At 40.4% G+C, this 15,487-nt stretch carries 16 protein-coding genes; 12 read left to right on the forward strand and 4 right to left on the reverse strand.

Going from position 1 to position 15,487, the window contains the following annotated elements; all coding sequences use genetic code 11:
* Positions 1–314 precede the first annotated feature (314 nt).
* Genes V7783_RS09120 through V7783_RS09135 form a run of 4 tightly spaced genes read left to right on the forward strand, consistent with a single transcriptional unit; the run spans position 315 to position 4,959 of the window.
* Positions 315–1,319 carry a Fe(3+) ABC transporter substrate-binding protein gene (locus V7783_RS09120; RefSeq protein WP_335678466.1) on the forward strand — a complete coding sequence of 335 codons (1,005 nt, stop codon included), beginning with the start codon at positions 315–317 and terminating at the stop codon, positions 1,317–1,319.
* Positions 1,319–2,950, forward strand: a complete 1,632-nt coding sequence (locus V7783_RS09125) for an ABC transporter permease (protein WP_335678467.1) — start codon at positions 1,319–1,321, stop codon at positions 2,948–2,950. The genes V7783_RS09120 and V7783_RS09125 overlap by 1 nt, the downstream gene beginning before the upstream one ends.
* A 12-nt stretch (positions 2,951–2,962) precedes the next feature.
* Complete coding sequence (locus tag V7783_RS09130; protein ID WP_335678468.1) at positions 2,963–4,012, forward strand: ABC transporter ATP-binding protein; 1,050 nt, start codon at positions 2,963–2,965, stop codon at positions 4,010–4,012.
* A 47-nt stretch (positions 4,013–4,059) separates the two neighbouring features.
* Positions 4,060–4,959, forward strand: coding sequence for a Dyp-type peroxidase (locus V7783_RS09135; RefSeq protein WP_335678469.1), 900 nt, complete (start codon positions 4,060–4,062; stop codon positions 4,957–4,959).
* A 4-nt stretch (positions 4,960–4,963) separates the two neighbouring features.
* On the opposite strand, the gene argR is transcribed toward V7783_RS09135, so the two are convergent.
* Positions 4,964–5,431 (reverse strand): transcriptional regulator ArgR, encoded by a 468-nt coding sequence (argR, locus tag V7783_RS09140; RefSeq protein WP_335678470.1) that lies wholly within the window; start codon positions 5,429–5,431, stop codon positions 4,964–4,966.
* A 224-nt stretch (positions 5,432–5,655) separates the two neighbouring features.
* On the opposite strand from argR, the gene mdh reads away from it, so the two are divergent.
* Positions 5,656–6,591, forward strand: a complete 936-nt coding sequence (mdh, locus tag V7783_RS09145) for a malate dehydrogenase (RefSeq protein WP_335678471.1) — start codon at positions 5,656–5,658, stop codon at positions 6,589–6,591.
* A 90-nt stretch (positions 6,592–6,681) separates the two neighbouring features.
* On the opposite strand, the gene ispB is transcribed toward mdh, so the two are convergent.
* On the reverse strand, positions 6,682–7,653 hold the full coding sequence (gene ispB / locus V7783_RS09150) for an octaprenyl diphosphate synthase (protein WP_335678472.1): 972 nt from the start codon (positions 7,651–7,653) through the stop codon (positions 6,682–6,684).
* Between the two features lie 421 nt (positions 7,654–8,074).
* On the opposite strand from ispB, the gene rplU reads away from it, so the two are divergent.
* From rplU to V7783_RS09175, 5 genes are all read left to right on the forward strand, one after another.
* On the forward strand, positions 8,075–8,386 hold the full coding sequence (rplU, locus tag V7783_RS09155; protein WP_006794538.1) for a 50S ribosomal protein L21: 312 nt from the start codon (positions 8,075–8,077) through the stop codon (positions 8,384–8,386).
* 16 nt (positions 8,387–8,402) lie between these two features.
* Complete coding sequence (gene rpmA / locus V7783_RS09160; RefSeq protein ID WP_064665557.1) at positions 8,403–8,660, forward strand: 50S ribosomal protein L27; 258 nt, start codon at positions 8,403–8,405, stop codon at positions 8,658–8,660.
* Positions 8,661–8,801: 141 nt separating this feature from the next.
* On the forward strand, positions 8,802–9,959 hold the full coding sequence (cgtA, locus tag V7783_RS09165; RefSeq protein WP_064665558.1) for an Obg family GTPase CgtA: 1,158 nt from the start codon (positions 8,802–8,804) through the stop codon (positions 9,957–9,959).
* Between the two features lie 74 nt (positions 9,960–10,033).
* Entirely contained in the window at positions 10,034–10,525 is a 492-nt protein-coding gene (gene folA / locus V7783_RS09170; protein ID WP_335678473.1) for a type 3 dihydrofolate reductase, read from the forward strand.
* A 79-nt stretch (positions 10,526–10,604) separates the two neighbouring features.
* Positions 10,605–10,982 carry a DUF3718 domain-containing protein gene (locus V7783_RS09175; protein WP_335678474.1) on the forward strand — a complete coding sequence of 126 codons (378 nt, stop codon included), beginning with the start codon at positions 10,605–10,607 and terminating at the stop codon, positions 10,980–10,982.
* Between the two features lie 62 nt (positions 10,983–11,044).
* Here the strand turns inward: V7783_RS09175 and V7783_RS09180 are convergent, their stop codons facing one another.
* Complete coding sequence (locus tag V7783_RS09180; RefSeq protein ID WP_335678475.1) at positions 11,045–12,238, reverse strand: sensor histidine kinase; 1,194 nt, start codon at positions 12,236–12,238, stop codon at positions 11,045–11,047.
* Positions 12,239–12,248: 10 nt separating this feature from the next.
* Entirely contained in the window at positions 12,249–12,953 is a 705-nt protein-coding gene (locus V7783_RS09185; protein ID WP_335678476.1) for a response regulator transcription factor, read from the reverse strand.
* A gap of 387 nt (positions 12,954–13,340) precedes the next feature.
* Between V7783_RS09185 and V7783_RS09190 the strand changes: the two genes are divergently transcribed.
* Together V7783_RS09190 and V7783_RS09195 are read left to right on the forward strand one after the other, a co-directional pair.
* A complete protein-coding gene (locus V7783_RS09190; RefSeq protein ID WP_335678477.1) occupies positions 13,341–14,045 on the forward strand; it encodes a DUF3581 domain-containing protein in 705 nt (234 codons plus the stop codon).
* A 104-nt stretch (positions 14,046–14,149) separates the two neighbouring features.
* Positions 14,150–15,397 carry a DEAD/DEAH box helicase gene (locus V7783_RS09195; RefSeq protein ID WP_335678478.1) on the forward strand — a complete coding sequence of 416 codons (1,248 nt, stop codon included), beginning with the start codon at positions 14,150–14,152 and terminating at the stop codon, positions 15,395–15,397.
* Positions 15,398–15,487: the final 90 nt, after the last annotated feature.

Consider the following 15,487-nt stretch of genomic DNA (forward strand, 5'->3'; position numbering starts at 1 on the left):
TTTAAGCGTCATTGCTTAACCGATGAAAGTAAGTATAGAGAGTATTTGCAAACAAAATAGGCTGAAAATAGTAACGAAAATAAAGTCATTATTTTGTAATTTAATTAAAACCCTATAATTTCATGTGGTTAGTTATTTTTAAGGACGTTTTAATGATGCTTTATACTCAATAGCTGTCATAACCGTGAGATATATCGCACAACTGATTTCCATTCTGGGCGTGGTCACCTTTGATTACCATTTAATGAGTGCGTAGATCTGAGGGACAAGTTATCATTGCATGATAATAGTTATTATTAATATGGAAGCGATTTATGAAAAAGACATTAGCAATTTTAGTCGGCTTAGTGGCTGCTGCACCTGTATTTGCAGATGAGGCCGTCAATATTTATTCTTTTCGTCAACCGTTTTTGATTCAGCCTATATTAGATGATTTTACTCAGCAAACGGGCATTAAAACCAATGTGGTATTTGCTAAAAAAGGCTTGATTGAGCGCGTTAAGCGTGAAGGCAAACATAGCCAAGCGGATTTAGTACTGACGTCAAATTTTAGTGACTTAATCCAATTAGAAGAGCTTGCGTTAACACAGACAATTAACAGTGATGCAGTGAATGCCAATGTGCCTGTAAATTTTCGTGATGCTGATGGGCAGTGGGTTGCATTGACTAAACGAGTACGTAATGTTTATTCGTCAAAAGAACGCGTGGGTGCATTACCGCATTTAAGCTACGAAGAACTGGCTTTACCTAAATACAAAGGTAAAATTTGCACGCGCTCGGGTAAGCACCCTTATAACCTAGGACTGGTAGCATCAATGATTGCCCATCATGGTGAAGTTGAAACTAAAAAATGGTTAGAAGGGCTGAAAGCCAATTTAGTTCGTAAACCGCAAGGCAATGACCGTGGACAAGTAAAAGCAGTGAAAGAAGGCTTGTGTGATTTAGCACTGGGCAATAGCTATTACTTTGGAAAAATGATTGAAGATCCTGAGCAAAAACCATGGGCTGATGCAGTTCACATTAACTTCCCTAATCAAGACAACAGAGGTTCACACATTAATGTCTCTGGTGTGGTTATGACCAAGTACGCTAAAAACCCAGAAAATGCCTTGAAACTTATCGAGTATATGACCGACAATAAGGCACAAAACATGTACGCCTCGGTCAATATGGAATATCCGGTAAAACCGGGCGTTGAATTATCAAGCTTAGTAGCATCGTGGGGCAGCTTCAAGGAAGACAGTTTAGCGCTTGATGAAATTAGCAAATATCGTCCTTTAGCACTTAAGCTAATTGATGAGGTGAAGTTCGATCTTTAATGCGTTTTAAATTCTCGCTGTCACGATGGCAGTTTTTTGCATGGGTTATTGGCATAGTGCTAATAACCCCGTTATGTTTTTTGCTGTTTGAATCTCTGCAAGGTGATTCCGAGGTGTTTAGTCATCTCTGGGATACAGTGCTATGGGATTATACTCGCAATACACTGTTACTTATTTTAGGAGTTGGCGTTGTCAGCTGTCTAATCGCTTTGCCATTGGGTTGGTTAACAGCTTATTGTGATTTCCCTGGGCGCAGGCAGTTTGAATGGGCGTTAATGCTGCCCTTAGCAATGCCCACGTATATTATCGCCTATGTGTATACTGACTTGTTCGATTATGCTGGACCTGTGCAAATAGCACTGCGAAACTGGTTTGATTGGCAATCCCCTTCCGATTACTGGTTCTTTGATATCCGTACCTTACCGGGTGCAATTATGATGATTGCTTTAGTGTTGTATCCATATCTGTATTTGATTTTTAAAACGGCACTACGCGAGCAATCATTTAAGTTAGTACAGGCGAGTCAGTTAATGGGCTTATCGCCAAGGCAAAGTTTTTATAAGGTTAGTTTGCCGCTCGCACGAGGCGCAATTGTGGCGGGCCTTGCGCTGATCAGTATGGAAGCAATGGCCGATTTTGCCACGGTAAATTACTTTGCAGTAAGCACGTTAACAACGGCGGTATACGATACGTGGTTAGGTTATTACTCATTAACGGCAGCCGCAAAAATATCAGCAATTATGCTGCTTATTTTATTCTTAGCGCTGGCGATGGAGCGCTACAGTCGTCGCAACCAAGCGGTATTTGAACGCCAATCAGGGGTTAATAGTGATACGTTATATAATTTAACGGGTAAAAGTGCTTTCTTAGCAACGGGGTTTTGTTGTGCAGTGCTGTTTTTTGCCTTTGTATTACCGGTTGCAGTGCTGATTGGTTATGCCGTTTCGTACGCCGAACAGGCGTGGAATAGCGCCTTTTTCTTGTATGCGTGGCAAAGCTTTAAAATCGCCGTGGTTGTCAGTGTAGTGACAATTGCGCTGAGTTTGCTCGTGGTGTTTTATCAACGTATTGCTAAACAAACACACCCACTTATTCCTGGCCGCCTAGCCAGTACGGGTTATGCATTGCCCGGTACCGTATTGGCAATCGCAGTGTTGTTACCTTTGACCTTACTCGACGATAAATTAAACTCTTGGTTAGAGCCTGCGGGCTTTTCACCAGGCTTATTATTAAGCGGTACTTTATTTGCTATTATTTTTGCCTATGTGGTGCGCTTTTATGCCATTGCTCACGGCGCCGTTGAAGCAAGCTTTATGCGTATAAGTCCCTCACTGGATATGGCAAGTCAATCAATGGGTAAAAGCCAAGGACAAACATTGCGTAAAGTACATATCCCGTTATTACGGCGCGGTATTCTAACGGCTGCGTTGTTGGTTTTTATCGAATGTATGAAAGAATTACCAGCCGCATTGTTACTAAGACCGTTTAATTTCGAAACGCTAGCCACCCATGTTTTTCAATATGTTAGTGACGAGCAATTAGAGCTGGCCTCTATTTCTGCGTTAGCAATTGTAATGGTGGGGCTAGTGCCTCTGTATTTTGTTAATCGCTCGATGGAGCAACGCAGTTAAATGAGATGTTAAATGAGCAGTTTAGTGTTAGAAAACCTATCGTATCAGTATAATGGCACTGCAGTCATCGAAGGCTTGAATTTAAAAGTCGCAAAAGATGAAATTGTCTGCTTGCTTGGTGCCAGTGGTTGCGGCAAAACCACCACCTTAAAAGCGATAGCGGGGTTATTAGCAACCAAGCAAGGTAAGGTATTTATTGACGGGAAATTAGTTAGTGATGAGCGTACGTTCTTAGCGCCTGAGCATCGTAATATTGGTATGATGTTTCAAGACTATGCGCTATTTCCACATTTAACGGTTGCAGATAATATTGCCTTTGGCTTAACAAAAATGAGCAAAGTGCAAAAACAACAACGTGTTAATGAAATGCTCGAGTTAGTACATTTAGTTGGTTGCGCTGAACGTTTTCCCCATCAGTTATCCGGTGGCCAGCAGCAACGTGTGGCAATTGCCAGAGCGCTGGCTTACAAGCCGAGTTTATTGTTATTAGATGAGCCGTTTTCAAATATAGATACCCAAGTGCGCTTTGAGCTTATTGCAGATATTCGGCGCATTATTAAAAATCAGCAAGTATCCGCTGTATTTGTCACTCACTCAAAAGAGGAGGCGTTTGCATTTGCCGATACTCTCGCGATTATGGATTGCGGTAAAATTGCGCAACAAGGCACTCCAGAGCAGCTTTTTAACGCGCCAAACTCAAAGGTAGTTGCAGAATTTCTTGGTCAGGGCATATACTTAGGCGCAGAAGCATTAACTGCAACTGAATATAGTACTGCTTTTGGGCGAGTTGATTCATTGCTTGCGCATAGCCATACAAAACGTGTTGGGCAACTGTATGTTCGCCCACATCATCTAGAGCTAATGCCTTTGCAATCAGATTGCCGCTCTGCAAATACGGTGACGATATTAAACCGCCGCTTTGTTGGTTCGCACTTTGTGTATAAGGTGATCATTGATGGGCAAGAAATTGATGTTGCTGCTCAGTTGGGTCAATCATTTTTAGTCGATGATGATGTAACTATAAGAATAACACCGCACACGGTTAACTTTTTCGCTGAATAACTACATTCGCGTTCTGCCGTGTAGGACTTTTGAGTTAAGGAAATACCATGGCGCAAGCGCAGTCAGGGATTTGTGCTGAAGCAAACTTGCACGGTTTACATTTATTTTTTAATGTACTTGATGGCCACGATGAGTCATTACGAAAAAAATTAAAATATGTTAGTGCTATTCAAGATGAGTTTTCAGATCAGTTTTCTGAATCAATGCTCTCTAGTGTAGTTGCTGTAGGGGCGCAGTATTGGCCGCATATTTTGCCTGACTTTCTGCCGAGTCAATTACAGAGTTTCCCTAACATTACCCATAGCGATCATGTTATGGGCGCACAGCCGTTTGACTTGTTTGTGCAAATTCGCTCTGACCGAGAAGATGTGAATCATCTGTTTGCATTGCAAGTACTAAAGTTATTCTCTCCTGATGTTGAACTAGTTGAACAGGTAAGAAACTTTCGTTTTCTCGATGGCCGCGATTTTAATGGCTTTATTCTCGGTGGCGACACGCCACATGGTCGCCAAAAACGTCTTACTGCGTTAATTAATAAACCTAATCACTTTGAAGATCAGGGCAGTTATGTGCATATCCAACGCTATAAACATGATTTAAGTGTGTGGCAAAATCTACCACTGAGTGAACAAGAACAAATAATGGGCCGTACGCGTTTAGATAATAACTTAGTTGAACCCGCACTGGAAAATAGCCATGCAGTACGCACAGAGCTTAAAGATGAGCAAGGTCAACCACTGCAGTTGAATCAAAACATGCCTTATGGTGATGTTTATGAGCAGGGGATATTAGCGATCAGTTATGCGGCGCAGGGTAATGCGTTTGAGCAAATGTTATTGAGTCGATTGGGGCAGGGCGATTGCTATGACCACTGGCTCGATTTTACGCAAGCTGACATGGGTTCAGCATTTTTCGCCCCATCAATTAGCTTTTTAAAGCAGCTATAACAGTTTAAACCGTATCAAATAAAACGCGTACGCGCTCGAGTGTTACGTCAATCTCGGAAATTTTTGCTGGGGCGATAAAAATAGTATCGTCACCGGCGATAGTACCAAGCACACCATCGGCTTTACCTAATGAGTCTAATAATCGAGCGATCAGCTGTGCAGCACCTGGGCTGGTACGAATGATGATCATCATTTCGTTATGCATAATATCAATCACTAACTGGCGCAACGGGCTTTTTGCCGTTGGAACACCCATTTCAGCAGGCAAACAATAAACCATTTCTTGTTTGGCATTACGTGTGCGAACTGCGCCGAACTTGCTTAACATGCGGGAGACTTTACTTTGGCTGATATTATCAAAGCCCTGTTCTTTTAAGGCATCGACTATCTCGCCTTGAGAACCAAAATTTTCTTCTTTTAAAAGTGATTTAAAGGCTTTAACTAACGCTTCTTGTTTATCTTGTGGTTGCATGTTGTTGTTCTGCTCTGTTATTTGATGACCTAAATTCTACACAAAAATGCATATTTATGCAGTAGTTGTTTAGCTTTGCTTACTCTTTGGCCTTTGTAAATAAAAAAATTTACAACTATGGTCGAAATTATATGCAAAATAAGCAGGATAAATTTGTCTTTAGGCGTTAATTTCTTTATCTTAGTGCCACAAATATTTTCTACCTTAAATTACGGAGAATTCCAATGAAAGTTGCTGTATTAGGTGCTGCTGGCGGTATCGGCCAAGCGTTGTCTTTATTATTAAAAACAGGCTTACCAGCTGGTTCTGAATTATCACTTTATGATGTTGCTCCAGTTGTTCCTGGTGTTGCTGTTGATCTTTCTCACATCCCAACTGACGTTAAAGTTGCAGGTTTTGGTGCTGATGCACTAGATCAAGCATTAACGGGTTGTGATATCGTGCTTATCCCTGCTGGCATGCCACGTAAGCCTGGTATGGACCGCGCTGATTTATTCAACGTAAATGCTGGTATCATTAAAACATTAGCGGAAGGTATTGTTGCTAACTGCCCTAAAGCATTAGTAGGTATCATCACTAACCCAGTAAATGGCACTGTGCCAATTGTTGCTGAAGTATTCAAAAAAGCGGGTACTTACGATGCGAAACGTGTTTTCGGTATCACTACTTTAGATGTGATCCGTTCTGAAGCGTTTATCGCTGAGCTTAAAGGTGTTGATGTTGCAACAGTGAAAGTACCAGTAATTGGTGGTCACTCAGGTACAACAATTCTACCGCTTCTTTCTCAAGTTGAAGGTGTTACTTTCACAGATGAAGAAGTTGCTGCATTGACTCCTCGTATCCAAAATGCCGGTACTGAAGTAGTTAACGCTAAAGCGGGCGGTGGTTCTGCTACATTATCAATGGGCGCTGCTGCTGCTCGTTTTTGTATGTCGCTTGTGAAAGGCCTACAAGGTGAAGACGTAGTCGATTACGCATACGTTGCTGTTGAAGATGGCGATGCTGCATACTTTGCTCACCCAGTACGTTTAGGCAAAAATGGCGTAGAAGAAATTCTTTCTTACGGCGAGCTAAGCGCATTTGAACAGCAAGCTAAAAACGACATGCTTGATACGCTTAAAAAAGATATCCAAGAAGGTGTTGATTTCATCAACGCATAATCTTGATTTACCTCGGCAGTTAGTTGAGGTAAAGATTAAAAAAGCCTGCAAATGCAGGCTTTTTTGTGCTCGAAGTGTTGGGTATAGATATTAATGACTACGGTCCACTGCAATGCGAGCTAAACTAACCAATGCTTCTTTATATGGTGAGTCAGCTAATACTGACAAACAAGCAATGGCTTTATCAGCCTCTTCATCTGCTTTACTCATAGTAAACTCTAGTGCATTTGTTTCACGTAGGGCGGTTAATATAGCCTCAAGATGATCCATGCCATTACTGTGTTCAATCGCATCACGGATCAGCTGCACTTGCTCTGTATTGCCGTGGCGCATTGCATAAAGTAGAGGTAGAGTTGGCTTACCTTCAGCTAAATCATCACCAATATTTTTACCTAATTGCTCTGCATCTGCATTGTAATCAAGCACATCATCTACCAGCTGGAAAGCCGTGCCTAAGTGCATACCGTATAAGTTAAGCGCTTTTAAGGTTGCCTCGTCTTGTTCGGTGATGATAGCAGCAAGGCCTGTTGCAGCTTCAAACAGTTTTGCCGTTTTCGAGTAAATGACCTGCATGTAACTTTCTTCGGTGGTATCAGGGTCATTACAATTCATTAGCTGTAACACTTCACCTTCGGCAATCACATTGGTTGCATCGGCGAGTACTTGCATGACTTGCATCTTACCAATACCGACCATCAGCTGAAATGAGCGAGTGTAAATAAAGTCACCAACCAGTACGCTGGCAGCATTACCAAACTCAGCATTGGCTGTTGGTGTACCGCGGCGTAAATTTGATTCATCAACAACATCATCATGCAATAATGTGGCAGTGTGAATAAATTCAACAATAGTTGCTAACGTGACATGATCTTTGCCTTCATAGCCAAGTGCTTTAGCCGCTAAAATAGCCAACATAGGGCGAACACGCTTGCCGCCGCTGTTAACTATATACAAGCCGAGCTGATTGACGAGTGCTACATCAGAGCGCATTTGTGCGTAAATTAGTTGATTGACGTCATTCATATCGTTTTCGATTAACGCCTGGATAGCTTTTATATCCATTGATCTCCGAGCCAATTTTAATGGGTATACGGGGCTGATTGTACAACAAAAAACAGCTTTGCTCGACAGTTTGTGACGATTCGCTGAAAAAACACGGTTAAGCTGCTTAATTTAACCTTAATTAGCAAAGATAACTTTTTAATTAAAGAAATTAACGACAATCCAACATGATTGTTTTTTATTCTCAGGGGGCGTTTATCCGTGGTGTAATTTATTTGTCATCAAACGCTAAAAAGGCTTGGCATAATGCCAATTTAATATAAAATAGGGGAAAATATTGAATCGCTCTCAATGCAGCTATTTTTTATTCATTTAATTAATAAAACAGGCTTGCTAGTTTTTGCACATTAGCGTAAACTTCGCGCCCTATTGAATAATATTTTAGTTGCGTCGATTTGAGGGCGCACAGACGGAGTTAATTATGTACGCGGTTTTCCAAAGTGGTGGTAAACAGCACCGTGTGACTGAAGGTCAAACAATTCGTCTTGAGAAATTAGACGTTGAGACTGGTGCAGCAGTTGAATTTGATTCAGTACTTTTAGTTGCTGATGGTGAGAAAATCGAGATCGGTGTACCGTTCGTAAACGGTGGTAAGATAACAGCTGAGGTTGTTTCACATGGTCGCGGTGAGAAAATTAAGGTTGTTAAATTTAGACGCCGTAAGCATTCTCGTAAGCAAATGGGCCATCGTCAATGGTTCACAGAAGTTAAAATCACTGGCATTAGCGCTTAATTAGAGGTACTTAGAAATGGCACATAAAAAAGCAGCTGGTAGTACTCGTAACGGTCGCGATTCAGAAAGCAAACGCCTTGGTGTTAAGCGTTTTGGTGGCGAATCAGTTCTAGCGGGTAGCATCATTGTTCGTCAACGTGGAACTAAATTCCATGCTGGCACAAACGTAGGTATCGGTAAAGACCACACTATCTTCGCAAAAGCAGATGGTAAAGTTCAGTTTGAACAAAAAGGTCCTTTAAACCGTAAATACGTAAGCATCGTATCTGAGTAATCAGAATCGATTCTTAAAAAACCCCGCCTTTGCGGGGTTTTTTGTTTTAAGCAAAAATATATACCTAAGCCAAGCCTGCAATCAGCTTGGCTTAGGTATATAATAGTGAAATTAACAAGCCAATCCCTAAAGTGAGTAATCATGAAGTTTGTAGATGAAGTAGAAATTCGCGCAGAAGCTGGAGACGGTGGTAGCGGCATCGTATCTTTCCGTCGTGAAAAATATGTCCCAGATGGTGGACCAGACGGCGGTGACGGTGGAGATGGTGGTAGTGTTTATCTACAAGCTGATGAAAACTTAAATACCCTTATCGATTATCAGTTTGAGCGTTTCCATAGAGCTGAACGTGGTACTAATGGTCGCAGCCGTAACTGTACCGGTAAAAAAGCTGATGACCTCTATGTAATGGTGCCTGTTGGTACTCGTATCACCGATGTGGATACGCAAGAAGGCTTGGGTGATTTAACTCAACATGGTCAAAGAATTTTGGTTGCAAAAGGCGGTTTCCACGGCTTGGGGAATGCGCGTTTTAAATCAAGTACTAACCGAGCACCTCGTCAAAAAACGTTGGGCACACCTGGTGAAGTACGTAACCTTAAACTAGAGCTATTATTATTAGCTGATGTAGGTTTATTAGGTTTACCTAATGCAGGTAAATCAACCTTTATTCGCAGTGTGTCTGCTGCACGCCCTAAAGTGGCTGATTACCCGTTCACTACGCTTATCCCAAATTTAGGTGTGGTACGTCCTGAAGCAAACAAATCATTTGTTATTGCTGATATCCCAGGCTTGATCGAAGGGGCTTCTGATGGCGCAGGTTTAGGTATTCGTTTCTTAAAGCATTTAGAGCGTTGTCGTGTATTACTGCATATTATCGATGTAATGCCAGTTGATGGTTCAAATCCGGTAGATAATGCATTTGCTATCATCAATGAGCTGCATCAATATAGCCCTAAGCTGGCTGAAAAGCCGCGCTGGTTAGTCTTTAATAAAATTGACTTGTTACCAGAAGAAGAAGCTCAGGCGCTGTGTGAGAAAATCGCAGAAGAGTTAGGTGAGACTGAAAATATCTATCATATTTCAGCAATTAACAAGTTAAACACGCAGCCGTTGATTCATAATATTATGACTCTGCTTGAGAGCATGCCGAAAGAAAAGTTTGTACCAATTGAAGATGAAGAAGTTGAATTCAAGTGGGACACTTATCATAAAGATGCAACTAAGAAGAATGACGACGATGACGATTGGGATAGTTGGGATGATGACGACTATGACGTTGAAGTTATTTACGAGCGTTAATAAAAAATAGCGTGTTATAAAAGGAGCCTTTGCTCCTTTTTTCTTGTTTAATGAAAAAGTATTAGGGTTTTAATGTGAAAATTTCAATGATTGCAGCCATGGCTAACAATCGTGTGATTGGCCAAGATAATAATATGCCGTGGCATTTACCAGCTGATTTACAGCATTTTAAAGCGGTTACTATGAGTAAGCCGGTGATCATGGGACGCAAAACGTTTGAGTCAATTGGTCGTCCATTACCAGGTAGACGAAATATAGTTATAAGCCGTAATACAGATTATGAAGCTGCAGGAGTTGATGTGGTTTCATCGCCAGAGGCCGCTATTTCATTGGTTTGTGAGCTTGATGAAGTGATGGTGATTGGTGGTGGTAACGTATACCAGCAATTCTTAGAACGTGCTGACACTCTCTATTTAACGTTTATAGATCTTGATGTTAAAGGGGACACTCAGTTCCCTGATTATGAAAAAGTTGCCAACTGGAAAATTGTTGAAGAACAACATAATCAACCTAATGAAAAGAATTTACATGCATATACCTTCGTTACATTGGATAAAATTAAGTAACATTATTGCGAATAGGCTGATAGGTTGGTACAATATTGGCCAACTAAGGTAGTTATAAAGTATTACACAAGGGTATATAATGATTAAATTGTCAACATTCCTCATCGCTTCGGCTGTTGTTTCTGGTTCTGTTGCTTTCAGTGCACCTGTTAAAGCAGACGATCAGTTAGCGGTTTCAATCTGTGAATACATAGCTGCAGATGATAAAAATCGCTTACGTGATAAATTAAAAAGCTCACGTGTAAAAATTCGTAATATTTACGATGCAGTACAATGTAATGGCCTGAATTTACTACGCCATGCAATTGCTAGTAATGCCGCTGATGCGGGTGAGTATGTTGTGAAAAATTTATCTAAAAGCTCTTTAGAAGATGGTGCTGATATCGCATGGGCAGAATCAAATGGCCATGCAGGATCTGCATTAATACCTGTAATTAAAGATCGCGCAGGTTTATAAATATAAATTTAACTAAAAAAAGCCGCGTTTATCGCGGCTTTTTTGTTGCAGTTTAATGAGTTCTATTGGCTATCTTTAGGCCAGCTAAGTGTAATTTTAGCGCCGCCAGTGATATCACTGTTAGCCATCACAACATCACCGCTGTGCCAACTAGCAATTCGTTTTACGATATAAAGCCCTAATCCATAACCGCTGGCAAGGTTATCATTTTCACCCTGTTGAAACGGGTCAATCAAAGAGGTGGCATTGACAGGCAGCCCTTGACCATCATCTTCAACGCTTAAATAATAATTTATATCATCCTCATAGGCACTAATATTGATTACTCTTCTTGCATACTTTGATGCATTGACCAATAAATTTTGCACAGCAATAGCAATGTAATTAGCTTCACAATAAAGAGTTTCGATGTTGCAGCTTTGCGCTATGGTTAAATTTTCATACAGTGCATATTTTTCAATTTCAGTCTGAATTAACTCCTTAATATTGGCATGTGCTTGTAAGAAGTGCTGCTGCTGATGTTCAATACGGGCAAAGTGTAAGTATTGGTCTAAACGCTGCTCTATTTCATCAATATCTTGCTGGATCTGCTCGTTTATCAGATCATCTTCAGTTAAAGAGAGTGCAAATCGCATTCGCGTTAGCGGGGTGCGTATTTCATGAGAAATAATACGTGATAGATCACGATGTAAATGGATGAATTGTTCAATCCGTTGAGACATCTGTGAGAATGTATTGGCCAAGGGGGCAATTGAAGAATTTGCCTTGATTGCGGGTTGCATTGTGACAGGCTGTTGGCTAAATCTATCTGCGGCGGTTTGTAAGATACTTAAATCTCTAAATACAGGCCTTATTAATATGAGAATAATGCTGCCGAGTAAAATATAGAATGCAAAAAATACAATTAAATTATTATTTTCATTATGCTCTTGAGGCAACGGGCCAACTTTATATACAAAGCCAGGCCGAACACTTGGTAAGTAAATAACTCGTTGATTATTTTGATTGTTAACCGTAATGATCCCTTGGGTGGATAATTGTGCATGCAGCGATTCAGGCAATGCTAAATCAGCGTCTGGGACTTCAGTAATATGGTGTTCTTTGCTGGCAATTAACTGCTGAAAATTATTCACGGTAAACGAGATACTGGGGGTACCTTGTGCAAAAAAGTAATTGTACAACTGACCAAAAATAACCACTAAAACAATTAAACTTGCCGTAATAAAAATATAAAGTCGCAAAAATTGTTGGGTCATAGGATATATTCTATTTGTTTGCTTCTGCGTTAATAATATCTAGGCAATAACCTTTACTACGTACAGACTTTATATCTAACGTAATAGTGCTTTTATGGTTACTAAATAGTATGGTAAGTTTTTTTCTCAATCGACTTATTTTTAGATCAATGGCACGATCTAGGCCATTGTAATTGCGACCAATAACTTGTTTGAAAAGTACCTCTCTCGATACTGGCTGTGGCGAATTTTTTATTAAAAAAGCAATAATTTCGAATTCGCTGTCATTTAAATTTAATGGTATCCCTGTGAAATAGGCTTCACGTTTAGTGTGATTGAGCGTAAGTGGTTTCTCTGTACTATCGCATGGTTGGCTTGTGTCACTTTGTCGCAAAATAGCGTTAATTTTTGCAAGCAATAGCTCCGGTTTAAGTGGTTTGATTAGATAATCATACGCCCCTAAGTTTAAGCCCTTGATATGGGATTGGTCAGAGTCTAACGCGGTTAAAAATATGATGGGGCAAGTATGTTCATCGCTTAACTGTTGAAATAATTCAAAGCCATTACCATCAGGCAGCATAACATCACAAATAATTAAAGCCGGAATAAAAGTTGCTTTATGTTGTTTGTAATCAGCTACACTGTTAAACACATCAATAGTAAACCCTTGCTTTAATAAGAATAACTGGATTAGTTTTGCTAGTTTTAAATCATCTTCAATTAAATAGATATGCATTTATAAGCTCCTACCACATAGGCATTTTGCGCGCTATGATCCTTATTTAGTGATGGGGACTATTCTTTTTGTTTTCCCTCAACGTATGCTCAATAGGATCAATGCGTAGTATTATAAATTTTTCAATATTACTTTAAATTCTAACAGCGACTGTGCAGCGGCCAGAACGGGAGTATTACAGATAACCAAATTATAAAAATCAAATTACCACATCGTGTCTATTACCGTCCTTATTATTCACTATTACAGCGTTATTATTAATAACTAGTACATAACGTTACTTTTGTTAATTTTTTATTTGAAACAAAAGTTTAACAGATTCGACCTCTATTGTATTTTTATCTGGTAGAATAGGCAGGTTATAAGCAGTTTAAGCAGTGAACAACTATGTTAAGTCCTTTTTATCAGCAACATGCTGATCATATCTCTATATCGCGTGAGCAAGGCTGTCGTTTCGCAAAATGTGTTGCCGATGATTACAACCCGCTACACGATAAAGATGCAAAGAAATTTTGTGTCCCTGGAGATTTACTATTTTCATTGGTATTGAGCCGTTATGGTATCAGTGAAAAAATGGAATTTACCTTCGCAGGCATGGTTGATGAGAATACCAAACTCAACTTCCCTGAGGGCGCCGATGAGTTTGATATTAACAGCGGCGAAAAAGTAATGCTCAAGGTAAAACGTGAAGGGAAAACCAGTCAGTGTCAAACACTCACCGACAGTCTAATAAAAAATTATGTTGAGTTTTCTGGCACAACTTTCCCGCATGTGATTATTCCACTTATGGGCAAGCAAGATGTGATGATCAACCCAGCTCGTCCTATGGTTATCTATGAGTCAATGTTAATTAACCTTGATACCTTAGACATTCATGCACCTACGTTAGAGTTTGCTGAGCCAAGTTTTGAATATACCGGTAAACGCGGCAAAATTACTCTACGCTTCAACTTACTTGAAGATGGTAAAAAAGTAGGTAGTGGTGAAAAGCACATGTTAGTTTCTGGTATTCGTGAGTATTGCCAAGATACTGTTGATGATCTTATTTCGTTTTATAATCAGCGCAAAGAAACGCTAAAGCCCGTTGCATAAGCAACACTTGCTTTAAGATTTAAATAGAAGGCGCGCAAGCGCCTTTTTTGTTGCTTATTTTGTGCGTACAATAGCGCTATTATTAGTTATTTCAAGTCTATGCTATGTCTGCTGCAACCTTTAGTGATCTTCATCTCGACCCTTTACTGCTTAAAGCGCTTGAGCTCAATGAATATCAAACGCCTACGGCTATTCAACTACAAACAATTCCATTAATTTTAGCCGGTCACGATGTGATGGGCAGTGCGCAAACGGGCACAGGTAAAACAGCGGCATTTGTGCTTCCTCTACTACATAAATTGTTAACCAGTGATAAAAAAGATGAGCAAGGCACTGCACGGGTATTAATTTTAACGCCAACCCGAGAGCTTGCTCAGCAAGTGTTTGCCAGTTTTGAGAAATACGCACAAGGCTCTGATATTAAAGGCGCATTGGCATATGGCGGCGCAAGTATTGGACCTCAAGTAAAAGCAATGAAAGACGCGCAAGTTGTCGTAGCAACACCTGGGCGGTTACTTGATCACATCATCAAAGGCAGTATTAAACTATCAAGTGTTGATTCACTGGTGTTTGATGAAGCAGACCGCATGTTAGATATGGGCTTTATTGATGAAATAAAGCGTATCTTACGCTACGTACCAAGCGATCGGCAGACCTTATTATTCTCAGCGACTTTTGATGACAGTGTGTTTGAACTGAGTAAAAAGCTACTCAAAGATCCTAAATTAGTTGAAGTTGATAAGCGTAACTCAGCTGCTGTAGAAGTGGAACAAGTGATTTATGCAGTAGATGAAGACCGTAAACGTGAACTCGTCTCACATATGATTGGCATGAAAAACTGGCGCCAAGTACTTATTTTTACCCGCACTAAACAAATGGCCGATAAGCTTGCTAAAGAAATGTGTAAAGACGGGCTTAAAACAGAGTCAATCCACGGTGATAAATCACAAGGTGCCCGAGACAGAGCGCTACAAAACTTTAAAGAGGGAACCACCCGCGTATTAGTGGCTACCGATGTGGCAGCGCGCGGTTTGGATATTGTCTCACTAAAATATGTGATTAACTTTGAGTTGCCGTATATAGCAGAAGACTATGTACATCGCATTGGCCGTACAGGCCGCGCAGGCGAACAAGGTTTGGCGATGTCGTTAGTGAGCTTAGATGAACAATGGCTACTGGAAGAAATTGAAGTGCTACTTGATACTCGCCTGACCCCTCAATGGCTGGCAGGTTATGAGCCCGATCCAAATAAAAAGCCAAAAGATAATCGTAAAAACTCTAATAAGTCGCGAAAAGACCGTGATAAAAAACGTATTACAGGGCAAAGAGCACCCAATAGACGACGTAAATAGAAGCTTTCAACTTTTAGCTATCAGCTGTCAGACAGATAAGAGCTGTGAGTTCAACCAGTCATTGAAAAAGTTAAATTTACTTCTGCTTTT

This window comes from Pseudoalteromonas sp. (genome assembly GCF_036960685.1).
In the GTDB taxonomy this organism is placed as follows: Bacteria; Pseudomonadota; Gammaproteobacteria; order Enterobacterales; family Alteromonadaceae; genus Pseudoalteromonas.